Consider the following 15,821-nt stretch of genomic DNA (forward strand, 5'->3'; position numbering starts at 1 on the left):
GATGCCGGGCGTGAATGCCTCACCAGGGCTGCGCCAGGTCGCGGCCACCCGCTACGTCACGCCCTTCCGGGAGGGCGGCTCCCTGCCCGGGCTCGTCGAGGCCGACGACCTCGGCATGTACGTGCTCAAGTTCCGCGGCGCGGGCCAGGGCGTGAAGGCGCTGATCGCCGAGATCGTGGTCGGCGAGCTGGCCCGGCGCCTCGGCTTCCGGGTGCCCGAGATCGTGCTGGTCGAGCTGGACCCGGAGCTGGGCCGGGCCGAGCCCGACCAGGAGGTGCAGGAGCTGCTGAAGGCCAGCGGCGGGCTCAACCTCGGGCTGGACTACCTGCCCGGCTCGTTCGACTACAACCCCGTGGTGCGTGAGCCGTCGGCCGACACCGCCGCCCGGCTGCTGTGGCTGGACGCGCTCACGCTCAACGTCGACCGCAGCTGGCGCAACCCGAACACCCTGCTGTGGCACCGCGAGCTGTGGCTGATCGACCACGGCGCGTCGCTGTACTTCCACCACTCGTGGCGGCCGGAGAAGTTCCCCGCGGCCACCTACCGGTTCGACGCGGCCGACCACCTGATGCTGCCGTTCGCGGGCGACCTCGCCGGGGTCGACGCCGAGCTGACCGCCCGCGTCACGCCCGACCTCGTGCGCGAGGTGCTCGCGCTCGTGCCCGACGCGTGGCTCGCGCAGGACGAGGCGTTCGGCACGCCGCAGGCCGTGCGCGAGGCGTACGAGTCGTTCTTCACCGCCCGCCTGGCCGCGCCGCGGACCTGGGTCGACGCTCTGGAGGCCGCCCGTGCCGCACGTGTTTGAGTACGCGGTGCTGCGCGCCGTGCCCAGGCAGGAGCGCGGCGAGTTCGTCAACGTCGGCGTGCTGGTCTACTGCAAGGACCTGGACTTCCTGGGCGCGCGCGTGCACGTCGACGAACGCCGGGTGCTGGCGCTGGACCCGTTCCTGGACGTGGAGGTGCTGCGGGCCACGCTGGAGCACCTGGGGCTGTCGTGCGACGGGGTGCCGAAGGCGGGCCCGGTGTCGCGCACGTCGGCCGGTCAGCGGTTCCGCTGGCTGACCGCGCCGCGCAGCACCATCGTGCAGACCTCGCCCGCGCACACCGGCCTCACCGACGACCCGGAGGCCGAGCTGGACCGCCTGCTGGCCGCGCTGGTGCTGCCGCCCGACCACTAGGGTGGCAACCTCTTGCCGCGCACCGCGTCTTTAGGTGCGAGCAGTGACCGACACACGGACGGGGTCGCGTGATGAGCGCCGGATACCAGCAGGGCGGGTATCAGCAAGGCGGGTACCGACAGGGCGGGCAGCCGCACCGGCGCGGGCCCCAAGGCCCGCGGCAGGGCCACGGGCCGGGCGGGTACCCGCGGCAGCCCTCCTACCAGCAGGCCGCACGTCCCGCGCCGCGCCGCCGCAAGCCGAGGATCGGTCGGATCATCGGGGTGGTCCTGGTGCTGCTGCTGGTGCTCGGCGTGGGCATGTGGTTCTACGTCGACGGGTCGTTGCGCCGGATCGACGCGCTGGCCGACTACGAGGGCAGGCCCGCGGACACCCCGGGCACCAACTGGTTGCTGGTCGGGTCGGACGCGCGCGACGACCTGACCGAGGAGCAGAAGCAGGACCTGTCCACCGGTGACGCGGGCGGGCGGCGCACGGACACCATCATGCTGCTGCACATCCCGGAGGGCTCCGGGAAGTCCACTTTGGTCAGTGTGCCGCGCGACTCCTACGTGCCGATCCCCGGCAACGGCCAGAACAAGATCAACGCGGCGTTCGCGTTCGGCGGGCCGTCGTTGCTCGTGCAGACCGTCGAAGGGGCCACGGGCATCCACATCGACCACTACATGGAGGTCGGCTTCGGCGGGTTCGCGGGCATCGTGGACGCGGTCGGCGGCGTGGACATGTGCATCGAGGAGCCGATGAAGGACCCGTTGGCGGGGCTGGACCTCCAGCCGGGCTGCCAGGAGCTCGACGGCGCGCAGGCATTGGGCTTCGTCCGCTCGCGGGCGTTCGCCACGGCCGACCTGCAACGGGTGGAGAACCAGCGCAAGTTCCTCGCCGCGCTGACGGAGAAGGCGACGAGCTTCGGCACGCTGGCCAACCCGTTCCGGGCGTTCCCGCTGCTGTTCGCGGGCACGGACTCGATCTCGGTGAACTCCGACGACCACCTGCACCACCTCGCGGGCATGGCGTTCGCGATGGGCGGGGGAGTGGACACGGTGACCGTGCCGGTGGGCGGCACGCCGACCGTGCCGGGCGCGGGCTCGGTCGTGCAGTGGGACCGGGAGAACGCGCTGCGCCTGTTCGGCGCGCTGGAGAAGGACGAGCCGGTGCCCGCCGACCTCCTGCCGCAGCCGAAGTAGCGCCACCCACCAAACCGACGGGCCGCCGGGGCACACCCGGCGGCCCGTCCGCGTTTCGTCCTACGCCTTGACCGCCGGGATGTCGGGCACGCCGAGCCGCCGCACCGCGCGCGGCACGACCACCGCGCCCGCCAGGATCATCGCGGCGGCCACCACGCACGCCACCCACCAGTGCGCCCCGTCGTACAGCACGCCCGCGACCAGGCTGCCGATCAACGCCCCGACCAGGCACGCCGCCTCGTACACGCCCATCGCGCGGCCCACCCGGCCGTCGGCCGCCTCGGCGATCACGGCCTGCTGCACCGGCATCACCGCCGCCCACGCCAACCCGCTGAGCACCCACAGCCCCGCGATCACGTACGGGTTGGGCGCCCAGGCCAGGCCGATCGCGAACGCGCCGCTGGCCAGCGACGCGCCGGTCAGCACCACCCGCCTGCCGAACCGCAGCACGTACCGGTGCAGGTGCTCGGCGGCGGCGCTCATCGCGATCGCGCCGGGCAGGAACACGTACGCCACCTCCCGCAGCTCCAGGCCGAACCCGCGTTGCAGGTGCAGGAGCAGCAGCAACCCGACGGCCGCCTCCGCCGCCATGGTCATCACGACCGCGAACAGCATCGGCCGCAACCGCCTGCCCACCGCGCCCAGCCCGGCCGCCGCCACCCCTCGGCCGCCGCGTTCGCGCCGGCGCGGTGCGGCGAGCAGGAACACCGCCGCCGCGGCGCACGCCGCCGAGCACGCCCAGAACAGCCCGGCATACCCGAACGCGCCCACCAGCGCCAGCCCGGTCACGAACGCCACCCACGTCCCCGTCTCCTGCGCCGACAGCAGGCGCGGGAACACCGCCGTGTCCTCGTCGAGCCGTTCGCTGACGATCGCCCGCACGGCCACCCACAGCAGCGCGCCACCGGCACCGCCCACCGCCGCCGCGCCGTACGCGAGCGCCGCGCTCTGGGCCACCGCGTACCCCGCGCACGACAGGGCGTAGAGCAGCGCGCCCGCGGCGGCGGTGTGCCGTCGTTCCCACCGGTCGGCCAGCACGCCCGCGAGCGGCCGCACGACCACCGACACCGCCAGCTCCACCGCCATCAGCACGCCCACCTCGGTCGCGCTCAACCCGATGGCCGCGCCCGCCCACAGCGGCAGCACGAAGTCGACCAGCTCGGTCGGGCCGTTGGCCAGCGTCGCCGCCGTCAGCGTCCGCCGTTCCCTTCGCAACCCCCGGTCCACGTCCGTCCCCCAAACTCCGAACACCGTTCGTACAACTCCGAACGGTATACTGAGTTTCACCATGACCGCAAAGGACGACGCCCAGCGGCGCGTGCTCGAACTGCTGTGGAAGGACGCCCGCCGCCCGGCCCGCGGCCCTCGGCGCGGCCTCACGACGGAGCGGATCGTGGCCGCCGCGATCCAGGTCGCGGAGACCGAGGGGCCGGCCGCGCTGTCCATGCGCCGGGTGGCGGAGGAGCTGGGCGTCGGCACGGCGTCGCTCTACACCTACCTGCCGGGCAAGGCGGAGCTGGAAGCCCTGATGGTCGACGCGATCGGGGCCGAGGACACGTTGCCCGACGACCGGCCGGGCGACTGGCGGGCCAAGGTCGAGGCGTGGGCCCGCGCCGACCACCAGCTCTTCCGCGAGCACCCGTGGGTGCTGCACCTGGTGGCGACGGTGGCCGCGCCCGGCCCGAACCTGCTGCGCTGGATGGACTCGGCGCTGCGGGTGCTCGCGGGCACCGGGTTGACCGAGGCGGAGAAGATGGCCGTGGTCGAGTCGGTCGACGCCTACGTGCGCGGTCAGGCTCGGCTGAGCCTCGACACGCGCGAGCCCAGCGCCGAGGAGGTGCGCGAACGCGACGCCCTGCTCGGCGAGCTGGTCGACTTCTCGCCCTACCCGGCGCTGGTCGAGGCCGTGCGGGCGGGCGTGTCGCCGTACACGGGGGACAAGTTCGAGTTCGGGCTGCGGCTGCTGTTGGACGGCGTCGAAGCCCTCATCTCCTCGCGGAGGGCTTCGACGCCCTGAAAGACCTGGTCAGCCCTCGTCCGGGGTCGGCGGCTGGTCGGTCTGCCCACCAGCCTGCTCGTCGGCCTGCTCCGAGGTCGGTGCGGCGGTCTGGACCGCTTCGGCGGCCTCGCTGACGCGGATGATGCCCTCGAACTCGCGCAGCAGGTCGTCGTAGATCGGCGTGAGTGACACTTCGTAACCCCCAAAACCTCGTACGTCCCCCGAACGGGCCAAAGCAGCGTACCTACGGTCGTACCGTCACTTCACCCGGTATTGGGCAATCCGATCAGTACCCGGCTAACTGTCGGCTAAACACATGGGTCGACCACACGTTGTGGGGCTTGGTCACATGGGCGACCAACCGCAGGTCACCTAGCGTTTCGGGCCATGACGAGTGTCCCCGGTCACAGCGACGACCTGTCCGGTCGCACCGCCCTGGTCACCGGCGCCGGCAGCGGCATCGGGCGGGCGTGCGCCCTCGCCCTCGCCCGCGCCGGCGCGAAGGTGCACCTGGTCGACCGCGACCGCGACTCGGTCACCGAGGCGGCCCGCGAGACCGGCGGCGCGGAGCACGTGGTCGACCTCGCCGCCGACGACCCCGTCCGGGACCTGCCGACCGAGGTCGACATCCTGGTCAACAACGCGGGCCTGCAACACGTCGCCCCGGTCCACGAGTTCCCGCCCGAGCGGTTCGAGCTGCTCCAGCGGGTCATGGTCACCGCGCCGTTCCTGCTCGCCCGGCACGTCCTGCCGCACATGTACCAGCGCGGCTGGGGCCGGGTGGTGAACATCTCCAGCGTGCACGGCACGCGCGCCAGCGCGTTCAAGGCCGCCTACGTCGCCGCCAAGCACGGCCTGGAAGGGCTGAGCAAGGTCGTCGCGCTGGAAGGCGCGCCGCACGGCGTGACCAGCAACTGCGTCAGCCCCGGTTACGTGCGCACCCCGCTGGTGGAGAACCAGGTCGCCGACCAGGCCCGCGCGCACGGCATCGGGCCCGAGCAGGTGCTGGCCGACGTGATGCTCACCCGGCACGCCATCAAGCAGCTCATCGAACCGGCCGAGGTGGCCTCCGTCGTGCTGTGGCTGTGCGGCGCGCACTCCGGTCACGTCACCGGCTCGTCGTTCACGATCGACGGCGGCTGGACCGCCCAGTAACCCCCTCGTTCCCCCAACCCCAACGAAGTGGTGACCGACATGACCAACGCCGCCCCACCGCAGCCGAAGAAATCCTTCACCAAGGTCGTCATAGCCAGCCTGATCGGAACCACGATCGAGTGGTACGACTTCTTCCTGTACGGATCCGCCGCCGCCCTGGTGTTCAACAAGCTGTTCTTCCCCACCGCGGACCCGCTCAACGGCACCCTGCTCGCGTTCACCACCTACGCGATCGGCTTCCTGGCCCGCCCGCTGGGCGGCCTGGTGTTCGGCCACTTCGGCGACAAGCTCGGCCGCAAGAAGCTGCTCGTGCTGAGCCTGGTGCTGATGGGCGGCGCGACGTTCGCCATGGGCCTGCTGCCCACCTACGCGGCGATCGGCGTGGCCGCGCCGTTGCTGCTGACGCTGCTGCGGTTGATCCAGGGCTTCGCGCTGGGCGGCGAGTGGGGCGGCGCGGTCCTCATCGTGTCCGAGCACGGCAGCGCGGAGCGGCGCGGGTTCTGGGCGTCGTGGCCGCAGGCGGGCGTACCGATGGGCAACCTGCTCGCCACCGCCGTGCTCGCGGTGCTGGCAGCCGTGCAGAGCGACGAGGCGTTCCTGTCGTGGGGTTGGCGGGTGCCGTTCCTGCTGTCCGGCGTGCTCGTCCTCATCGGACTGTGGATCCGGCTCAGCGTCTCGGAGTCGCCGGTCTTCCTGGAGGCCCAGTCCAAGATCGAGGCGGGCAAGCTCAAGGAGAAGCCGCCGATCGTGGCGGTCGTGCGCGACCACTGGCGCGAGGTGCTGATCGCGATGGGCGCCCGCATGGCCGAGAACGTGTCGTACTACGTGATCACCGCGTTCATCCTGGTCTACATCACCTCGGAGCTGGGGATGCCGCGGTCGGCGGGGTTGAACGCGGTGCTGATCGCCTCGTTCGTGCACCTGGTCACGATCCCGTTGTGGGGCGCGCTGTCGGACCGCATCGGCCGCCGCACCACGTACCTGATCGGCACGGTCGGCATCGGGGTGTGGATGTTCGCGTTCTTCGCGCTGCTGGACACGAAGTCGTTCGTCCCGATGACGCTCGCGGTCACCATCGGCCTGTTCCTGCACGGCGCGATGTACGGCCCGCAGGCCGCGTTCTTCTCCGAGCTGTTCGGCACGAAGGTGCGCTACTCGGGTGCGTCGATCGGCTACCAGTTGGCGTCGATCGCGGCGGGCGCGGTGGCGCCGCTCATCGCCACGGCGCTGCTGGCGAGCTACGACAGCTCGTTCCCGATCGTGCTGTACGTGCTCGGGATGTGCGTGCTGACCGTGATCGCCGTGGTGGTGGCGAAGGAGACGAAGGGCACTTCCCTGAACCGGGCCGACGCCGACCAGGCCGCGGTGCGAGCATGAGGGCATGAGCGAGGCGGACGCGGTGGAGCACCTGTTGGAGCTGCTCGACCTGCTCGCGGCGGACGCGGGCAGTGAGCGGCTGGCGGCGGTGCTCCCCGCGGCCCGCGCGGCGGGCGTGCCGGACCACGAGCTGGACCGCATCGCCCGCGCCACGGAGTGGGCGTTGCGCATCCGCCGCACGCTCACCGCGCACCGCCGCCGTGAAGCCGAGCTGGAGGCGTTGTTCGACACCGCGAACGACCTGGCGGGCGTGCGCGACCCGGACGCCGTGCTGCGGTCCATCGTGCGGCGCGCCCGGCTGCTGCTCGGCGCGGACATCGCCTACCTGAGCATGAACGAGCCCGGCGAGCGCGGCACGTACATGAGGGTCACCGACGGCTCGATCTCCGCGCTGTTCCAACAGGTCCGGCTCGGCATGGGCGAGGGCCTGGGCGGCCTGGTGGCGCAGACCGCCCAGCCGTACGTGACCGCCGACTACTTCGCCGACGACCGGTTCAACCACACCGGCCCGATCGACGCGGCCGTGCGCGACGAGGGGCTGGTCGCGATCCTGGGCGTGCCGCTCAAGCTCGACCGCCGGGTCATCGGCGTGCTCTACGCGGCCAACCGCTCGCCGCGCCAGTTCCCGCCCGACGAGGTGGCGCTGCTGTCGTCGCTGGCCGACCACGCCGCGATCGCGCTGGACACCGCGCACCTGCTGGAGGAGACCCGCGCGGCCGGCGAGACGATCCGCGCGCACAACGAGGCCATGCGCCGCGCCGAGGACGCCCACGACCGGCTCACCGACCTGGTGCTGCGCGGCGCGGACGTGCCGGAGGTGGCCGCCGCCGTGGCCAAGGTGCTCGACGGCGGGATAGTGGTGCACGACAGCGACGGCGCGGAGCTGGCCCGCATCGGCACGACCCGCGCGCTCGCACCACGGGCCGCGGTCAACGCCTCCCGCGCCAGCGGCCGCGCCATCCCGCAGGACGGCACGTGGGTGTGCGCCGTGCTGGCGGGCCGCGAGCTGCTGGGCAGCATCACGCTCACCGACCGCCCGGACCTCGGCGACGCCGACCGCAGGCTGTTCGAGCGCGCGGGCGTCGTCACGGCCCTGCTGCTCCTGCTGCGCCGCACGGTCGCCGAAGCCGAGAACAAGGTGCGCGGCGAGCTGATCACCGACCTGCTGACCGCCGCGGTGGACTCGGTGGCCCTGCGCGCCCGCGCCCGCCGGGTCGGCGTCGAACTGGCGGCCGACCACGTGGTGCTGGTCGCGGACGGCCCGCGGGACCGGCTGCCGGCCGCCGCCGCGCACCACGCGTCGGCGTGCCGGGGCCTCGCGGGCGTCCACGGCGAGCACGTGGTGCTGGTGCTGCCCGGCGCGGACCTGGCGTGCGCGGCGCGGGACGCGGCCCGGGTGCTGGGCAAGGCGGTGGGCCTGCCGGTGACCGTCGGCTCGGGCGGCCCGGCACACGGCCCGGAAGGCGTCGCCGCCGCGCACGCCGAGGCCGTGCGCTGCCTGAAGGCGTTGCTGCAACTGGGGCGCAAAGGCACTGGGGGCACGCTCGCGGACCTCGGGTTCGTCGGCGTCCTGCTGGGCGACCGGGCGGACGTCGCCGGGTACGTCCGGTCCACCCTGGGCCCCCTGCTGGACTACGACGCCAGCCGCGGCACCGAACTGGTCCGCACGGTCACGGCGTACTTCGCGTGCGGCGCCAACCTCAGCCGCGCCAAGGACGAGCTGCACGTCCACGTGAACACGGTGGTGCAGCGCCTGGACCGGGTGGCGAGCCTGCTGGGCGAGGACTGGCAGTCGCCGGAACGGGTGCTCGAAGTCCAGCTCGCGCTCAAGCTGATGAAGGTGCTGGGCGACTGACGGCACCCACTACCGGGCACCCGGATCGGACTCCCGCAGGGGGAACGCTCCGTCGTCGCCCGGCGCACCGACCTCCGCCTCGAAGCCGCGACCGTCGCCCAACCGGACCTCGCAGGGCCCGCCCAGCTCGAAGAGCGTCCGGTCGTCGTCGGTCGCCGGGGCGACGTGCCCCGACCAACCGTGCCCGGTGACCGAGGACGTGCCGTGCCCGGTCGCCGTCAGGTCGAGCGCCGAGTTCATCGTCCAGACCAGCTCGACCCTGCCTCGATAGGACTCCACGACCGCCACCGTGCCTCATGCCGGCTGCTCATCACACGGTCGGCTGGGACAGACCGGTGAGCACGACGTCGATGGCGCGGTCGAGGGTGTCGGGGCTCGTCGGGGTGGTGGCGGAGGCCTGGGCCAGGCCGCGGATGAGCAGGTAGACCTCCTCGACCGTGACGGGTGCGCGTACCGCGCCGACGTCCTGCGCCCGGCGGAGCACGTCGCTCACGGCGGCCTTCAACCGGGTCGCCGCGGCGGCGGCGCTGTCCGGGAAGCCCCTGCCGTCGGTCAGGACCGAGATCAGGGCGAGTTTCGTGGCCCCGCTCTCGATCATGGCGCGGACGAGGACGCGCCACGCCACGGCGGGGTCGGCCTCGGCGGCGAGCGCGTGGGCCCGTGCGGTGAGGTGGTCGAAGTGCCGCAGCAGCGCGGCCTCGATCAACCCGCCCTTGGTCGGGAAGTGGCGGAAGACCGTGCCGATCCCGACGCCGGCCCGCCGCGCCACCTCCTCGGTCGACCCGGTGACGCCGTGCGCGCCGAAGACCTCCTCCGCCGCGGCCAGGATCCGTTCCCGGTTCTCCCGCGCGTCCTGCCGCATCCAGACCTCCTGCCGAGCCGGCCGTGGGAGGACTTTATCCGGAGTTGCGACTCCGGTACATTAACCGGAGTCGGGACTCCGATTCTGTGGGGGAAGTCATGCCGTCACCAGCCGAGGTCGTCCGCGCCGTCGCCGTCGGCGTCAGCCGCCTGATCGCGGGCGACCCCACCGGGTCCGAGCGCGAGGCGCTGCTCGACCACCTGGCCGGCCTGTACGCCGAGCGCACCGACGTCCGGCACCCGTTCTCGCCGCTGGGCGACCCACCGCTGCGCACCCGCGCCGAGCTGCGCCGGCACTTCGCCGAGGGACCGGGCCGGGCCCGCGGAGCCGACCGGTTCGAGGCCGTGGGCGTCGTCCGCGAGACCGGGGACCCCGAGCTCGTGGTGTTCGAGTTCGACTACGTCGGCTCGGTGAACGGCTCGCCCTTCGCGGTGCCGTGCGTCTTCGTGACCAGGGTGCGCGACGGCGTCATCGTCGAATCGCGGGACTACGTCGATCACCTGGGCATGGCCCGCGCCTTCGGCCGCTTGGGCGACCTGGCCGCCGCACTCACCACCGCGGCACGCTGAGGCCCGCCGCTCGGCCGCCTCGCAAGCAGCCGAGCGGCGGGAGGTCACGCCAGCGCGCACTCCGTCGCGTTCACGACCGCGGGACGCGGCACGGTCGCCGAGGCGGGCGGTTGCGTGCCGGTCAGCCAGCCCTCCAGGGCCGCGAACGCGGTGCGGTGGCACGGGGTCAGTGGCCGCAGCCGGTCCGGGAACGCGTCGAACAGCGAGTCCACGTGCGTGCCGCCCTCGATCCGGTAGTAGCGGAACAGCGCGCCGCGACCGGCCTGGCGGACCATGTCCGCGTAGACGTCGGAGTCGCGGGAGATGGGCAGCAGCACGTCCAGCGTGCCGTGCAGGGTGAGCAGCGGTTTGCCGATCCGGCCGGTGAGCGCGATGCGCTCGACCGCCCGCTGCGCCCCAGGCCGTGAGGCGTAGTCGTAGTCCGCGTCGCACCGCGGCGTGCCGGGAGCGCAGAACGGCGTGCCCGCCTCGACGTCACCGTCCCACGCCGGGTCCAGCTCCTCGCGGTAGATGCGCTGGGTCAGGTCCCAGTAGTACTGGTGGTGGAACGGCCACAGGAACTCCGACTCGGCCGGGAACCCGGCCGCCACGACCGCCGCCTTGTCCCCGGTGGCGTAGCCCTTCAGCGCGGGCGGCAGGAACGTCAGCAGGTTCGGGCCCTGGGCGGTCCACAAGGTGCCCTCCCAGTCCACGCCGCCGTCGTACAGCTCGGGGTGGTTCTCCAACTGCCAGCGCACGAGGTAGCCGCCGTTCGAGATGCCGGTGGCCAGGGTCCGCGACGGCGGTCGGCAGTACCGCTGCGCCACCACGGCCCGCGCGGCCCGGGTCAGCTGCGTGACCCGGTGGTTCCACTCGGCGATCGCGTCACCCGGCCGCCTGCCGTCGCGGTGGAACGCCACGCCGGTGTTGCCCTTGTCGGTCGACGCGAACGCGTAGCCGCGGGCCAGCGCGAAGTCGCTGATCGCGCGGTCGTTGGCGTACTGCTCGCGCACGCCGGGCGAGCCGGTCACGACCAGGCCGCCGTTCCAGCGCTGCGGCAGCCGGATCACGAACTGCGAGTCGTGCGCCCAGCCGTGGTTGGTGTTGCCGGTGGAGGAGTCGGGGAAGTAGCCGTCCACCTGGGTGCCCGCCACCGGCGTCGGAGCGGGCAGGCCGGCCGGGGTCAGCCCGGCCCAGTCGGCGGGATCGGTGCGGCCCCCGGCGGTGGACAGGTCGGCGAGGTGGGTCAGTTCCTGGTGCTCGGCACCCGGAACGCGCAGGGGCCCGCATCCGTGGGCGGACGCGGGAACGGCCTGCGCCGTCGTCGCGAGGAGCGCTGCGATCAGCGGAACGGCGATGTTCACCCGAGGCACGGTAAAACCGCCCGCGGCGCGGCGGAATGGGGCCGGACGCCATGGCCGGCGGGGCGGATGTGGTGCGCGAAACCACCGGCATAACGCCTCCGAGTGACCCTCACACCCGTGGTCGTATCGACGGACCGTCACGAACGGCCCGGACCGCGGAGTTCACTGCCACAGGTGACGTCGATCGGTGCATGACCGAGCCGTGATCGGGCGCCACGACCGCTCGAACGGCCCTGTTCTGCCGGTCCCCGCGTGCACGGCGTTGCCTCTAGCTCGGCGGTGGAACCTTGAGTACCACGATCGGTGCGTTTTCGGCGCCTGGGCAGGGGTAGCTGAGTTGACCCAGCGAAGTTCGCACTGCCAGGTGATTTACGTTCACCCGGCGTGAGGTGTCTGCTTCCGGGGTGACTGAGCAACGGCGCTCTACGCGCACTGACCAGGAGTGGGACCTGATCCGGCGCATCCAGAACCTGGCCCACCGGGCCGAACGCACCGCGTTCGACCACTCGAACCTCGTCGGTCCGCCACCGTCCCAGCAGCACCTGGACATCCTGGCGGAGATCCGTGCGCTCACCGAGCAGGCGGTGGCGCAGCGGATGCCGAGACCGGCCGCGCTGCCGCGGCAGGCGCAGCCCGTCGCCGACGAGAAGGTCTCCGCGCCCGTCCGGTGACCTCCGCGCGCGGGGCCGGGCCTGACTCCCGGCCCGCGCGCGGGACGCCTCAGCGGCGTCGGACCAGCTTCACCAGACCCTTGAACGTCTCCTCGAGACCGGAGGAGAACGGGTTGTCGTTGACCAGGTAGGTCCAGGTGGTGTTCGGGCGCTGCACGCCCGCCTCGGCCAGGTGCGCGCCGTCGGCGTCGATCACCACCTTGGCGAAGGTCTCCTCCGCCTCGTCCCACGCGTCCGGGATGATCTTGTGGTAGGCCGGGATGGCCTCGCGGTGGAACTCGTCGAGCGGGTTCTGCCGCGCCAGCGCCCGCAGGTGGATGCCCTCCCGCAGGTCGGTCAGGAACGTCAGGTGGTCGCTCCACCGCTGGTCGAGGTGGTGCAGCGCGATCAGCCGGGCCGCGGAGACCTTGACGTCGGAGTCCAGGTCCTTGATCTCGTGGGCCTTGTCCGGCTTGCGCTCCGACAGCTCCTCCCACGCCAGGTCCGTGCGCAGCAGCTTGTCGCGGTACTCCAGCAGCAGTTGGCGCTGGTGCTCGATCAGCTTGTTGTACCGCCAGGTGTTGCGGTGGATCTCCAGGTGCACGCCCTCGGCCACGCGCTGCGCGTGCTCCACGGTGTGCAGCGTGCCCGCGTCGGTGATCCGGCCCTCGTCGTCCACCTCGGCCGGCTCGTCGTGGTCGGGCACGTACTGCGTGACCAGGTCGTCCTGCAAGGAGGAGAAGAACACCGACCCGCCGGGGTCGCCCTGCCGGCCCGCGCGGCCGCGCAGCTGGTCGTCCAGCCGGCTGCTGGAGTGGCGGCCGGTGCCGATCACGTACAGGCCGCCCAGCTCGGCGATGCGCTCCCGGTCGGTCGAGTCGTGCCCGCCGAGCCGGATGTCCGTGCCGCGGCCCGCCATCTGGGTCGACACGGTGACCCGCTCGAACGAGCCCGCGTCGGCGATGATCGCGGCTTCCTCGGCGTCGTTCTTGGCGTTGAGGACCACGCACTCCAGGCCCGCGTCGGCGAGCTTGCGCGACAGGCGCTCGGACTCGGCCACGTCCAGCGTGCCGACCAGGATCGGTCGGCCGGTCTCGTGCACCTTCTTGATCTCGGCGACGATCGCGGCTTCCTTCTGCTCCAGCGTCGCGTACAGCCGGGGCGCCTCGTCCTCGCGGATCGTCTCCACGTTCGGCGGGATGACCAGCACTTCCAGCTGGTAGAAGTCGCGCAGCTGCTCGGCGACCGCCACCGCGGTGCCGGTCATGCCGCACACCGTCGGGTAGCGGCTGAGCAACGCCTGGACCGTGATGGAGTCCAGCACCTCGCCCGCGTCCGTGGTGGCCACGTTCTCCTTGGCCTCGACCGCGGCCTGCAGGCCGTCGGGCCAGCGCTGGAGCTTCGCGATCCGGCCGCGCGTGTCGTTGATCAGGTGCACCTTGCCGTCGCGGACGATGTAGTCCACGTCCCGGTGCAGCAGCACCTGCGCGTGCAGGGCCACGTTGACCTTGCTCAGCGTGGTCGACACGTGCTCGTCGGAGTACAGGTCGATGCCGCCGAGCGCGCGTTCGACCAGCTCGCTGCCCGCGCCGGTGAGGTAGACGTTGCGCTCTTCGTCGTCGATCTCGAAGTGCAGGTCGCGGCGCAGCCGCTTGACCAGGTCGGCCAGCGCCGGGTCGACCGCCGGGCCCGCCGTGGAGCCCGCCAGGACCAGCGGCACGCGAGCCTCGTCCACCAGCACCGAGTCCGCCTCGTCCACCAGGGCGACGCGCGGCTTGGGCACGATGAGGTCGTCCACGTCGGTGGCCAGCCGGTCGCGCAGCACGTCGAAGCCGATCTCCGAGACCGAGGCGTACATGACCTCGGCCTGGTAGGCGGCGCGACGCTCCTCGGGCTTGGAGCTCTGGTTGATCCAGCCGACGCTGACGCCCATCAGCTCGTAGAGCGGGCCCATCCACTCGGCGTCGCGTTGGGCCAGGTAGTCGTTGACCGAGACCACGTGCACCTGGTCGCCGCGCAGCGCGAAGCCCGCCGCGGCGATGGCGCCGGAGAGCGTCTTGCCCTCACCGGTGGCCATCTCGACCACGTGGCCCTCCAGGAGGCCGAGCGCACCGAGGATCTGCACGTCGAACGGGCGCAGGCCGAGCGCGCGGTCGGCGGCCTCGCGGCCGAGCGCGCAGACCTCCACCAGCTCGGGGCGGCCGAAGTCCGTTTTGTCGCGCAGTGCGGCCGCCGCGGCGGTCAGTTCCTCGTCGCTGAGCTTCTTCACGCGCTCGGCCTGCTCGTTGACCTCTTCGAGCAGCTTCCGGTAGGGCGTGAGGTCGGCGGAGCCGGGCTTCTGCGCGAACCGACGCAGCCGCTGCTTGAACCGTCCCAGGAGAGTGGTCACGGCACGGCAACGTACGGCAAGTCCACAACGTTCCGCACGTCACCCGGTTGACAGTTCACTCGTCGGGTGCGTCGACGGCAGTCGACCCAGCGCCCGTCACGGTCCGTAGAAGTGCGGGCGTGCCCGCCTCCGAGCGGGCTAACTCGTCCGATTCCGGGCAGCGGGGTCGTTCGAGTGCTCCCGATCGTGACTACTCGCCGCTAACGTCCGATTCCCAGGCGTGACCGCCTCTTGTTGGGGGGCGACGTGCTGAAGCGATTCGTCGAGTGGCTGGACGAGCTCTTGGCCGACGAGGGCTCGGCGGCGGTCGTGAGGGCAGTGGTCGGCCTCATGTCGTTCGCCGTGCTCTTGGGCGCGGTTCTCGGGAACACGGTGGCCAAGGCGGGTGCGCTGGTGGCCGCCATTTTCTCGGTGCTCTCGTCCGGGTTGCTGCTGCTGGCCGACCGGTGCAATCTCGTGCGGCAGGTCGAGATGCACAAAGAGCTGGTTCCGCGCTACTCCAAGATCGTCGCCGACGACCGCCACCCCTCCTACGCCGTCATGACGTGGGAGGAGTACGCCGCCATCGAGCCGAACGGCGATGCGCGCAAACAGGTCACCATCCGGGCGAAGGTCCTCAACGACCTGCGCGTGCTGCGCCTGGTGCAGGGCTGCGGCTGGGCGCAACCGGCCAGGTACCGCCGCAAGGTGCGCGTCCAGGTGCGCAAGCTGCTGGTGGGCGACCTGCCCGGGGCGAGCCTAACCACGACGGTGGCATGGCTCAGGAACGGGCAACTGGTCCTGATGGTGCATCTGCCCGAACCGCCGAAGGTCGGCAGCGAGCTGACCATCGCGGTGGAGTTCACGTGGCCGGGCATGTGCGCCCCGCTGATGCGCGACCGGCGTCCCGACAGATTCCAGTTGAGATTCGCCACGCCGGTCACCTACGCGCGATACAGCGTGGTGCTGCCGCGTGGTTATAACGCCTGCGTCGAACCGGTGGGTTTCAAGGAGCACCAGAATGGCTACTCATGCGGACCGGTGAGCAATGAGGACGGTCGGCCCATGTTCCTCTTCGAGGGGTTCGACCTGCCGGTGCACGAGCCGGTGGGAATGCGGCTTGACGCACAACCCGGAAGCGGAGTCGGGAGCATCGCTCAGCGCGCGTCGGCTGTGTTGAGGCTGGTGATCTGCCGAATGGAGTACGGCCTGACCGCTCTTCGCTTGCTGTTCGCCCGCCGGCCGGCGTGAGCAGAGGGGCCCGCGGGTGCGGGTCCCTCT

General features: G+C 72.0%; 16 protein-coding genes. 10 read left to right on the forward strand and 6 right to left on the reverse strand.

Features of this window, described 5'->3' with window-relative positions; all coding sequences use genetic code 11:
- Position 1: 1 nt before the first annotated feature.
- The 3 genes from LZG04_RS34595 (at position 2) to LZG04_RS34605 (ending at position 2,362) form a co-directional block, all read left to right on the forward strand.
- Positions 2-805: a HipA family kinase gene (locus tag LZG04_RS34595; protein ID WP_233825322.1), complete on the forward strand. Its 804-nt coding sequence runs from the start codon at positions 2-4 to the stop codon at positions 803-805.
- Complete coding sequence (locus tag LZG04_RS34600) at positions 789-1,178, forward strand: DUF3037 domain-containing protein (RefSeq protein ID WP_233825161.1); 390 nt, start codon at positions 789-791, stop codon at positions 1,176-1,178. Before LZG04_RS34595 ends, LZG04_RS34600 begins: the two co-directional genes overlap by 17 nt.
- Positions 1,179-1,249: 71 nt before the next feature.
- On the forward strand, positions 1,250-2,362 hold the full coding sequence (locus LZG04_RS34605) for an LCP family protein (RefSeq protein ID WP_233825163.1): 1,113 nt from the start codon (positions 1,250-1,252) through the stop codon (positions 2,360-2,362).
- A gap of 60 nt (positions 2,363-2,422) precedes the next feature.
- Here LZG04_RS34605 and LZG04_RS34610 read toward each other — a convergent pair whose 3' ends face one another.
- Entirely contained in the window at positions 2,423-3,577 is a 1,155-nt protein-coding gene (locus LZG04_RS34610; protein WP_233825165.1) for an MFS transporter, read from the reverse strand.
- 73 nt (positions 3,578-3,650) lie between these two features.
- Here LZG04_RS34610 and LZG04_RS34615 point away from each other — a divergent pair, with 73 nt between their 5' ends.
- A complete protein-coding gene (locus tag LZG04_RS34615) occupies positions 3,651-4,379 on the forward strand; it encodes a TetR/AcrR family transcriptional regulator (protein WP_233825167.1) in 729 nt (242 codons plus the stop codon).
- 9 nt (positions 4,380-4,388) lie between these two features.
- Here the strand turns inward: LZG04_RS34615 and LZG04_RS34620 are convergent, their stop codons facing one another.
- A complete protein-coding gene (locus tag LZG04_RS34620) occupies positions 4,389-4,553 on the reverse strand; it encodes a hypothetical protein (protein WP_233825169.1) in 165 nt (54 codons plus the stop codon).
- A gap of 195 nt (positions 4,554-4,748) precedes the next feature.
- On the opposite strand from LZG04_RS34620, the gene LZG04_RS34625 reads away from it, so the two are divergent.
- The 3 genes from LZG04_RS34625 to LZG04_RS34635 are packed head-to-tail and all read left to right on the forward strand — an operon-like array spanning position 4,749 to position 8,748.
- A complete protein-coding gene (locus LZG04_RS34625; protein ID WP_233825171.1) occupies positions 4,749-5,516 on the forward strand; it encodes a 3-hydroxybutyrate dehydrogenase in 768 nt (255 codons plus the stop codon).
- A 39-nt stretch (positions 5,517-5,555) separates the two neighbouring features.
- Positions 5,556-6,893 carry an MFS transporter gene (locus tag LZG04_RS34630; RefSeq protein ID WP_233825173.1) on the forward strand — a complete coding sequence of 446 codons (1,338 nt, stop codon included), beginning with the start codon at positions 5,556-5,558 and terminating at the stop codon, positions 6,891-6,893.
- A 4-nt stretch (positions 6,894-6,897) separates the two neighbouring features.
- A complete protein-coding gene (locus LZG04_RS34635; RefSeq protein ID WP_233825175.1) occupies positions 6,898-8,748 on the forward strand; it encodes a GAF domain-containing protein in 1,851 nt (616 codons plus the stop codon).
- 9 nt (positions 8,749-8,757) lie between these two features.
- Here LZG04_RS34635 and LZG04_RS34640 read toward each other — a convergent pair whose 3' ends face one another.
- Positions 8,758-9,027 (reverse strand): hypothetical protein, encoded by a 270-nt coding sequence (locus LZG04_RS34640; protein ID WP_233825177.1) that lies wholly within the window; start codon positions 9,025-9,027, stop codon positions 8,758-8,760.
- 31 nt (positions 9,028-9,058) lie between these two features.
- Positions 9,059-9,610: a TetR/AcrR family transcriptional regulator gene (locus LZG04_RS34645; RefSeq protein WP_233825179.1), complete on the reverse strand. Its 552-nt coding sequence runs from the start codon at positions 9,608-9,610 to the stop codon at positions 9,059-9,061.
- Between the two features lie 98 nt (positions 9,611-9,708).
- On the opposite strand from LZG04_RS34645, the gene LZG04_RS34650 reads away from it, so the two are divergent.
- Positions 9,709-10,179, forward strand: coding sequence for a nuclear transport factor 2 family protein (locus tag LZG04_RS34650; protein WP_233825181.1), 471 nt, complete (start codon positions 9,709-9,711; stop codon positions 10,177-10,179).
- A 44-nt stretch (positions 10,180-10,223) separates the two neighbouring features.
- On the opposite strand, the gene LZG04_RS34655 is transcribed toward LZG04_RS34650, so the two are convergent.
- Positions 10,224-11,522: a tannase/feruloyl esterase family alpha/beta hydrolase gene (locus LZG04_RS34655; RefSeq protein ID WP_374202951.1), complete on the reverse strand. Its 1,299-nt coding sequence runs from the start codon at positions 11,520-11,522 to the stop codon at positions 10,224-10,226.
- Between the two features lie 404 nt (positions 11,523-11,926).
- Between LZG04_RS34655 and LZG04_RS34660 the strand changes: the two genes are divergently transcribed.
- A complete protein-coding gene (locus LZG04_RS34660; RefSeq protein ID WP_233825183.1) occupies positions 11,927-12,193 on the forward strand; it encodes a hypothetical protein in 267 nt (88 codons plus the stop codon).
- A 49-nt stretch (positions 12,194-12,242) separates the two neighbouring features.
- Here LZG04_RS34660 and secA2 read toward each other — a convergent pair whose 3' ends face one another.
- Positions 12,243-14,561, reverse strand: coding sequence for an accessory Sec system translocase SecA2 (secA2, locus tag LZG04_RS34665; RefSeq protein WP_233825185.1), 2,319 nt, complete (start codon positions 14,559-14,561; stop codon positions 12,243-12,245).
- A 246-nt stretch (positions 14,562-14,807) separates the two neighbouring features.
- On the opposite strand from secA2, the gene LZG04_RS34670 reads away from it, so the two are divergent.
- Positions 14,808-15,791 carry a hypothetical protein gene (locus LZG04_RS34670; protein ID WP_233825187.1) on the forward strand — a complete coding sequence of 328 codons (984 nt, stop codon included), beginning with the start codon at positions 14,808-14,810 and terminating at the stop codon, positions 15,789-15,791.
- Positions 15,792-15,821: the final 30 nt, after the last annotated feature.

Origin of the sequence: Saccharothrix sp. S26 (genome assembly GCF_021390395.1) — a bacterium.
Classification (GTDB): domain Bacteria; phylum Actinomycetota; class Actinomycetes; order Mycobacteriales; family Pseudonocardiaceae; genus Actinosynnema.